This is a genomic window from Milkweed yellows phytoplasma str. MW1 (assembly GCF_000309485.1).
Taxonomy (GTDB): Bacteria; Bacillota_I; Bacilli_A; order Acholeplasmatales; family Acholeplasmataceae; genus Phytoplasma.
Window position 1 is genome coordinate 1 of the sequence record NZ_AKIL01000043.1, and the last position, 9332, is coordinate 9332.

Below are 9332 nucleotides of genomic sequence, written 5' to 3' on the forward strand. Positions count from 1 at the left end.
ATTTAAATTTATTGCAAATAAAAAGATGTTTTTATTACAAAAATAATGTTTTTTTTAAAAAAACAAATACTTTATTATCCTAAAGGCAATCAAAATATTTGGTTTTTTTAAAAAATTTTTAAATATTTTTAACAGCTGCTCTTAATTTTGCCGAACGACTGCGAAGATTTAATTTTAATTCTTCCTCACTAGGACAAATATTTTTTTTAGTTATAATTTTCAAAGGAGAAGGAGGAATGTCTTTTTCTTTAATAGGTAATTTAGGAAAAAAATGAGTATGACTGTTTTTTTTAAAAAAGTTTTTGACCAAACGATCTTCTAAAGAATTAAAACTAATCACTACCATTTTACCATTTTTTTTCAATAATTGAAGACCTTGTTGCAAAGCTTTTGCTAAAACTTGCAATTCTTGATTTACTTCTACCCTTAAAGCTTGAAAAACTCTTTTAGCACTGTGACCTCTTTTGTCCTTTTTACCGTAAGAAAAATAAAATTTATCAGTAATTTCTACCAATTCTAAAGTATTTTTTAAAGGGCGTCTTTTAACAATTTCTTTTGCTATTAAAGTTGATTTAGGTTCCTCGCCATAAATAAAAAAAATATTTCTCAACTTTTCGTAACTGTAAGTATTAATAATAGTTTGAGCCGATCGGCTTTGGTTGCGATTCATTCTCATATCTAAAGAAGCATCTTTTAAATAACTAAAACCTCTTTGAGGATCATCAATTTGAAAAGAAGACAAACCTAAATCAAAAATAATACCATCAATAGCATTGATATTTCTTTTCGCCAATTCTTCTTTTAAAAAAGAAAAATTATTATAAATTAAAGTAATTCTTTTTTCTTCTTTAAAAATTTCTTGACATTTAGAAATAGCGAATAAATCTTGATCAAAAGCATATAAAGAACCTTCAGAAAGTTTTTGCAAAATCGCTGAACTATGCCCTCCTCCGCCTAAAGTGGCATCAACATAAATGCCTTGAGGATTAATATCTAAATATTGGATTACTTCCTTCGTGAGAACAGAAATGTGAATATCTGGCGTCACTTGTTTAGTTCCTTTTTCATCTTTGGCCATAACCATTTTTTTATTTAAAAACTATTTTAAAATTATCGTTAATAATTTCTGATAAAGCTTTGCTAACGATTTTTTTACTAGGAAGTTTGACAGAAGATAAACTATTGTTTTTCTCTATCACGTGAGCTATTTTACCAGATAAAAAAGCTAATTTATATTTAGAATCAATTCTTTTTAATAATTCATCAATAGAAGGACGATTAATGCCTTCGTTTTTATCTTTTAACATATTCTTTTTCAACCTTTTTTATTTAAAATTTCTGTTAAATAAAAAGAAATACTGTTTTTAACTTTAGAATGTTCAGCAATGATGATAGAAATGATTTTATCAACAGCTTTATCAATATCATCGTTAACTACGATATAATCATATTTATAAGCCAATAAAAACTCTTGATCCGCTTTATCCATTCTTTGGCAAATAATCTCTTCAGATTCTGTATTTCTTTTCTTTAAACGATTGTATAAAGCTTGTTTTGTAGGAGGAACAATGAAAATAAAAACAGCGTCTTTGCTAATTTTATGTTTTCTAATTTGTAAAGAACCTTGTACATCAATTTCTAAGATAACTTCTTTACCTTCTTCAACTTGATCTAAGACTTTGTCATAAGGTGTTCCATAATAATTACCGATAAACTTATTATATTCTAAAAAATATTTTTCTTTAATTTTTTGTTGGAAAAACGCTTGATCAACGAAAAAGTAATCTTTTCCTTCTATTTCCCCTGTTCTAGGGGCTCTTGTTGTCATGGAAGAAGAATAAACAAAATTATGACCTTCTTTTTTCAACAAAGCCTTTGTAAGAGTGCCTTTTCCAACTCCTGATGGACCTGAAATTACTATAACTAATCCTTTTTTATGTAATCTCATATTTGTCATATTCTTTCTAAATAATTTTTATAAATTTTAACACCTTGAATCAAAACGAAAAACCAAATTCAATAATTTATTAGAAACATAAATAGTTTTAACGATTTTGCCTTTTTCCACTAAGTTAGCGATTTTGTGATCTTTCAATGCTAATTCTAAAATAGCTTCTTTTTCTTGATCTTTATCAGCTTTTATTTTAGCTTTAACTTTACCGTTAATTTGAACCACAATATCTACCGTATCAGCAGTTAATAATGTTTCATCATAAGTAGGCCATTGAGAATCAACCAATTCTTCTGAAAATTCTAAAACTGTTTGGTTTAATTCTTCTGTTAAATGAGGCGATAAAGGGTTTAACAATTGTAAAAAGATTTTCATTTGTTTTTGATCTATTTTTTGATGTTTATAAGCTTCATTAACAAAAATCATCAACTGACTAACGACTTTATTAAATTTTAAATTTTCATAATCTTCTGTAACTGTTTTAATCGTTTGATTCATTATTTTCTTTAAAGGAATAAATTCTTGCGAAACAATTTCAAATGAATCAAACATGTTATAAACACGGTTTAAAAACCTTTGTACCCCTTTTAAACCTTGTTCTGACCAACTTTTACTATCTTCTAGAGGTCCCATAAACATCATATAAACTCTTAAAACATCAGAACCATATTTTTCTAAAATCAAAGAAGCGTTAACAGCATTTCCTTTAGATTTGCTCATTTTCAAATTATCATGACCTAAAATCATGCCTTGATTAACTAATTTTAAAAAAGGTTCTTTACTGGAAACCAAACCTAAATCAAATAAAAATTTATGCCAAAAACGGGAATATAATAAATGCCCTACTGCGTGTTCTGTTCCGCCAATATAAAAATCAACTGGCAAAAAATAATCTAATAATTCTTTCGCTTTATCGGCGTTTAAAGGAATCATACCTAAATAATTTTTTAAAATATAACCTATGTAATACCAAGAACTGCCAGCTAACTGAGGCATGGTATTAGAATCTCTTCTAAATTTTTTACCATCTTTTTCAAAATATATCCAAGAGGAAATATTAGATAAAGGTGATGTTCCGTCGCCAGAAACAACAATCTTTTCCACTGAAGGTAATTCTAACGGTAACTCCTCATCAGAATTTAAATAAATATTATCGTTTTTATCATAATAAACAGGGAAGGGTTCGCCCCAATATCTTTGACGAGAAAAGACCCAATCATGCATCTGATATGTAAAATTAACTTGTCCCCAATTATTTTTTTGAGCCACAGCGATAATTTTACGATTCGCTTCTTCATAATTAAGACCGTTTAAAAAGTCACTATTAATAAAAATACCGTCTTCCACCTTAATTTCTTTTTCTTCTTGAAGTTCTTTCTTTTCAGAAGGAGAAGTTTGGGTTTCTTCAGGTAATTTAGCAATAGGGATCATTTCTAAATCATATTTACGAGCGAATTCAAAATCTCTACTATCATGATAAGGAACGGTCATAATGGCTCCCGTACCATAATGAGGCAAAACATAATCAGCGATCCAAATAGGGATCTTTTTTTTATTAGCGAAGTTAATAGCATAACTGCCTATAAAAACTCCAGTTTTTTCTTTATTAATATCTCGTTCTAAATTAGTTTTACGTTTAGTACGGTTAACGTATTCATCTACTTCATTCCAACGATCTAGAGTGGTTAATCCAGCTACTAAAGTATGTTCTGGAGCTAAAATTAAGGCTGTTACTCCGAAAATAGTACTAGGTTTAGTGGTAAAAACTGATATCTTTTTATCTTTGACATCTAATAAAGAAAAAACAAAAATAAAACCTTCTTTTTTGCCAATCCAGTTTTTCTGCATTTCTTTTAATTGAGGTGACCATTCTAATAAGTCTAGGTCATCTAAAAGTCTTTCAGCATAATCAGTAATTTTTAAAACCCATTGTTTCATCTTCTTTTTGACTACCGGATGGGACCCTCTTTCAGAGACTAAACCATCCTCAGTAGGAACAACTTCTTCGTTTGCTAAAACAGTCCCTAATTCTTCGCAAAAATTAACTTCTATCTCTTGTAAAGAAGCAAGATTTTTTTCATAAAGTTTTTTAAAAATCCATTGAGTCCATTGGTAAAAATAAGGTTCAGAAGTAGATAATTCTCTCTCCCAATCAACCCCTTTGCCTAATTTCTCTATTTGTTTTTTAAAATTATTGATGTTTTCGTAAGTGAAATCTTTAGGATGATTACCAGTATTTAAAGCATATTGTTCAGCTGGCAAACCAAAAGAATCCCAACCAAAAGGATGCAATACATTATATTGCTGCATCCTTTTTAACCTATTAACAATATCACTAGCAGTATAACCTTCAATATGGCCCACATGCAACCCTTGAGAAGAAGGGTAAGGAAACATATCTAAACAATAAAATTTTGGCTTTGTTAAATCTTCACTAGTTTTAAAAGTTTTGTTTTTTATCCAATTTAGTTGCCATTTAGATTCAATTTTTTCGAAATCATAACACAACATAAAAACCCCTTAATATTTCATTTTGACTAATTGTATTATTTAGATGAATTTAATTCAACAAAATCACAAACTTCTTGAATAGTTTTAAACTGTTGTAAAGCCTCATCGCTAATTTTAATATTAAAAATTTGTTCTAATTTAAATACTAAGTTAACAGCATCAATAGAGTCAATCCCTAAATCTTCTTTTAATCTAGTTTTCAACATAATTTTTTCCTTAGGAATGAATAATTGTTCAGAAATTATTTCTTGAATCTTTGTTAACATCTTTATATCCTCGATTAATATATTATTTTAATACTTAAAAAATTTATACAAATCATATAAGAATATTATATATCATATATGATTAAAAATACCGAAATAAACATATTTTTATTTTAATAAAAAAAGGTTTAAAATTTAAATAAGTATTAATCTATCTCTTATCTATCTTTTGAAAAAAAGGTCTTTTATATGTAATTATCCTTTATTTATGTAAATGCCGAAACCTTTTGAGCCAAGGTGAATAGAAACGATAGGAGATATTTGACCGTATAATGATAATTTAAAGTTAGGATTGTTCAAATTTTCTATTTCTTTGATTAATTCATTTACAATAACGTGATTTTCAACATAAATAATTTGAACCTCTACTGTGCCTTCTTCTTCTTCTTGTAATTGAAGAGCATATTTTAATAAATATCTAAAACAACTTTTCCAAGTACGGACATTTTTTTCTAAAGAAATAAAACCTTGTTTCATTTTTAAAATGGTTTTAATCTTAAACAAACTACCTAAAAAAGATTTGAATTTACTAATTTTTTTATTGGCTGCTAGATATTTCAATTCATCTAAAGAAAAAAACATACTGCCTTTTTTTTGTTCTACAACTACTTTTTTAAATATTTCTTCATTAGTTAACTCATTTTCCTTTAAATAATGATGAATTCTGGAAAGAGTGAAATAGGTACCTGGTCCAATACTTTCTGTATCAATAACAGTAATGCGGTCATCGCCTAAAATTTGTTTAGCTTTAAGAGCGCTATTGTAGGTGCCACTGAATTGTTTTGATAAAGTAAGACAAAATATTTTCTCATATCCTAAATCAATTTGTTCTTGATAAGCTTTAACAAAAGCTTGTGGATTAGGTTGGCTGGTAGTTACTTTAATCCCTTGATGCAATAATTTCAATAACTTTTGGTTATCAAAGTCTTTATCGCTAAAAACTTTATTATCGTGTATAATAGTCATATGAACGACACTAAGATCAGGGAAAAGACTTCTTCCAAAATCTCCCCCAATAGTGGATTCAACCACAATTCCTAATTTTCTTTTATTCATATTAAAGTTTTCCTTATTTCTATTGAAAAATATAAATATGTTTAAAGCATAAACATAGATAAATATTCTTGAATTTTATTTTTATCATTGGTTTTTAACATGATACCTTCTAAAGCAATTGAAATATCGCCTGTTTCTTCGGAAACGACAATCGTCATACTATCGGTATTTTCGCTAATGCCTAAAGCTGCTCGGTGTCTTGAACCAGTAGTTTTTTCAAAATGTTGATTATCAGATAACATAAAATAAGTTCCAGCTGATAAAATTTTATTTCCTCTAATAATAACGGCTCCATCGTGTAAAGGTGTATTAACATTAAAAATATTTAACAATAGTTCTTTAGTAACGTTTCCGTCGATTAAAATAGATTTTTGCGCAAATTGTTCTAAAGAGTGATGTTTTTCAATAGTAATCAAAGCGCCTGTTTTTCTTTTGGACAATTCTAAAACACTATCTAAAATATTTTTTTGAGTATTTTTACTCCCCATAACAACATTTTTTCTGCTTTTCCAAGATTTAGAAAGAGCTTGAAGATGGTATCTTAAATAAGGGACTTTAACGACTATAGGAGCGATAAAAACAAAAGTTAATAAAGGTGTATAAATATCAAATTCTAATTGTTTGTTTAAATCAATACCATTTGAATTCAATAATTTTTTAATAAAATAAACACAAGCGGTTCCTAAAAAAAAAGAATAAATTATTTTGGTTAATTCATATTTGCTGAAAAAAATTTGTAAAGAAAAAACAAAAAAAACGCAAAAAATAATAATATATAATAATATTTGTAAAATATACGGAATTGACATAAGCAAATACCTCTCAAACCAAATATTATTATTTTTATAATAATTCTTGGTTTTTTCTAATAAAAATTTTTTTAACGATTGATAAAGCAAAACCATAAAGAGTTAACGAAACTGCTAATAAAGCAATGTATTTAAGAGTAAAAGGGTTTTTAAAATTTAATGATTTGCTCAAAACAGGGATGAATGGTAATAAAAGGGATAAAGTTCCGCCAATAATAGAAAACCAAAACATCATGCGAGATTTTTTTAAACTTTTTCCAAACTTATCATTTCTTAAACAATAAATAGTGAAATATTGAGTCCAAATAGAAAAGATAAACCATCTAGTTTGAAATAAACTAATTTTTTCTGACTCATAATCTTTTAATTTTGAATTTTCTATAAAATATAAACCAAAAGAAAATAAAACATCAAAAGAAAAAGCTAAAGTTCCAAAAAAAATCATAAAACAGATAATATTTTTAAAATTCCATTGACGAGGTTTGTTTAAATTTTCCTCTTCTGCATGATCAAAAGGCAAAGCTAAACAAGAAAAATCATAAATTAAATTTAAAAATAAAATTTGAATAGGCAATAAAGGGACAAAAGGCAAACAAAAAGAAGCCACTAAAATACTTAAAATATTACCAAAATTAGCCGCTAAAGTTAATTTAATGTATTTTATCATGTTTGTATAAGATCTACGACCTTCTAAAATACCATTTTCTAACACCTTTAAGTCTTTTTCTAAAAGAATAATGTCAGCGGACTCTTTCGCTATATCTACACCTGAATCAACCGATATCGCTAAATTAGCGTATTTCATAGCAGCAGCATCATTAATACCATCTCCCATATAACCCACAACATTGCCTTTTTGTTTAAAAACAGAAACAATTCGGGCTTTTTGCTCTGGATTTAATTTAGCGAAAATATTAATCTTTTGGGCTTTTTGATACAAGGCCTCATCATCCATTTGATCTACATCAGTTCCTAATAAAAAATCTTGATTAGCGATATTTATTTTGGAAGCGATTATTTTAGATAAAATTTGGTTATCACCAGTTAAAATTTTAACTTCTACATTATGTTGTTTCAAAGAAGCTATTGCTTCAATAGCACTTTTTTTCAGAGGGTCTAATAAAGTTAAAAAACCAATCATAACCATGTCTGCTTCTTTTTTAGAATCAGCTAGGTTATTGTTATCAATTCTTTTGTAAGCTACACCGATCACACGAAAAACTTGATTATTGTAAAAACTAGTTTTTTCTAAAATTTTTTCTTTATCAATTTGAATAATTTTAGTTTCTTTAGTTTGAGGATCAGTAATTTCCATATAAGAACAAATATTTAACATTTCTTCGATGGCGCCTTTAGTGATAACAGTTGTTTCCTTCTGTTTATCAACCACAATGACGCTCATAATTCTTCTTTTAAAATCAAAAGGAATTTCATCAATTTTAGCAAATTCTTGTTCAATATTTAGAAAAGAAACTTCTTCCTCTTTTTTTTGTTTCATTTTGTCAATAATCGAAGAATCAATCAAATTTTTTAAACCTGTTTGAAAAAAACTATTTAAATAAGCGTATTTTAACACTCTATTATTGATGTTATTGTTGATATCTAAAAAATTATCAATAATGATTTTATCCTCAGTTAAAGTGCCTGTTTTGTCAGTAAATAAAACATTCATAGCGCCGAAATCTTGAATAGAATATAAATTTTTGACAATTACTTTTTGTTTTGATAAAGCTACCATACCAATAAAAAAAGAAGTAGTCGCTATTAAAGGTAACATTTCAGGTGTTAAACCTAAAACCGTACTTAAAGCGAAAGGCAAAACTTCCCAAAATTTAAAATCGTTAGGCGCTTTAATGAAATTTAAAAAGACAATAGAAGGTAAAACAATAAAAATAGAAACTGTTATTATTTTAGCAATCGAATTAATGCCTTTTTGTAAAGTTGAAAGAGGATTATCTTTAATAGCTATTTGGTTTATTTTGCCTAAATAAGTTTTATTTCCGATAGAGATAACAATCCCTTGAGCATAACCAGAAACAACAGTTGTACCCATGAAAATAAGTTTTTTATCTTCTAAAATATTATTATATTTTTCCGAACAAAAAGCTTTTTTTTCAATAGGATTAGATTCTCCCGTTAAAGTGGTTTCTTTAACGAAAAAATCTTTTGTTTCAAATAATTTCATATCCGCAGGTATAATATCACCGGCCGATAAACAAATGATATCGCCCACTACTACCTCATCTAACGGTATTTCTATAATTTGATTCTCTCTTTTAACAGATGTTGTAGTTTGAATAATTTTTTTTAATTTTTCAGAAACATCGGAAAATTTAGCTTCTTGCATAAAATTCATTATATTAGAAACTAAAAGAACTAAGGAAATAATAATAAAAGTTGAAAATTCTTTTTCCTCTTCTGAAGCATGGTAAACATCTTTACAAAAAGAAAAAACAATTAAAAACAATAAAATCATATTAAAAGGGTTAAAAAAAAGTTTGAATATTTTTTTTGTCCAAGATTTTTTTTTTTTAGCAAAAATGTTTTTACCGTAATTTTTTCTTCTTTGAATAATTTCCTCCGAAGAAAGACCTTGGGGATTAGTTTTTAAAAGTGCAAAAGTTTGTTCAATATTTTGAGCGCTAATGTCTTTCAAACTCGGTAAATTATTGAAAAAATATTCATCAGATTTTTTTTTCATATTTTGCACTCCTTGGATAAAATGTTTATTAATAATAT

8 protein-coding genes are annotated in these 9332 nt (G+C 27.2%); all 8 read right to left on the reverse strand.

The genetic code is table 11. From position 1 onward, the window contains the following. Window positions 1-118: 118 nt before the first annotated feature. Window positions 119-1084: a 16S rRNA (cytosine(1402)-N(4))-methyltransferase RsmH gene (rsmH, locus tag RI76_RS00960; protein ID WP_026072030.1), complete on the reverse strand. Its 966-nt coding sequence runs from the start codon at window positions 1082-1084 to the stop codon at window positions 119-121. A gap of 4 nt (window positions 1085-1088) precedes the next feature. Beyond that, window positions 1089-1307, reverse strand: coding sequence for a DNA-directed RNA polymerase subunit omega (gene rpoZ, locus RI76_RS00965; protein WP_017192260.1), 219 nt, complete (start codon window positions 1305-1307; stop codon window positions 1089-1091). An 8-nt stretch (window positions 1308-1315) separates the two neighbouring features. Next, window positions 1316-1948, reverse strand: a complete 633-nt coding sequence (gene gmk / locus RI76_RS00970; protein ID WP_017192261.1) for a guanylate kinase — start codon at window positions 1946-1948, stop codon at window positions 1316-1318. Window positions 1949-1984: 36 nt separating this feature from the next. Further along, window positions 1985-4462 carry a leucine--tRNA ligase gene (gene leuS / locus RI76_RS00975; RefSeq protein ID WP_017192262.1) on the reverse strand — a complete coding sequence of 826 codons (2478 nt, stop codon included), beginning with the start codon at window positions 4460-4462 and terminating at the stop codon, window positions 1985-1987. A gap of 35 nt (window positions 4463-4497) precedes the next feature. After that, the gene (locus tag RI76_RS00980; protein ID WP_017192263.1) at window positions 4498-4728 is read right to left on the reverse strand and encodes an acyl carrier protein; all 231 of its coding nucleotides are present in this window, start codon (window positions 4726-4728) and stop codon (window positions 4498-4500) included. 195 nt (window positions 4729-4923) lie between these two features. Then, on the reverse strand, window positions 4924-5784 hold the full coding sequence (locus RI76_RS00985; RefSeq protein WP_017192264.1) for a DegV family protein: 861 nt from the start codon (window positions 5782-5784) through the stop codon (window positions 4924-4926). A 41-nt stretch (window positions 5785-5825) separates the two neighbouring features. Then, a complete protein-coding gene (locus tag RI76_RS00990; RefSeq protein ID WP_026072031.1) occupies window positions 5826-6593 on the reverse strand; it encodes a diadenylate cyclase in 768 nt (255 codons plus the stop codon). Window positions 6594-6627: 34 nt separating this feature from the next. Continuing rightward, entirely contained in the window at window positions 6628-9294 is a 2667-nt protein-coding gene (mgtA, locus tag RI76_RS00995) for a magnesium-translocating P-type ATPase (protein WP_026072032.1), read from the reverse strand. Between the last annotated feature and the right edge of the window lie 38 nt (window positions 9295-9332).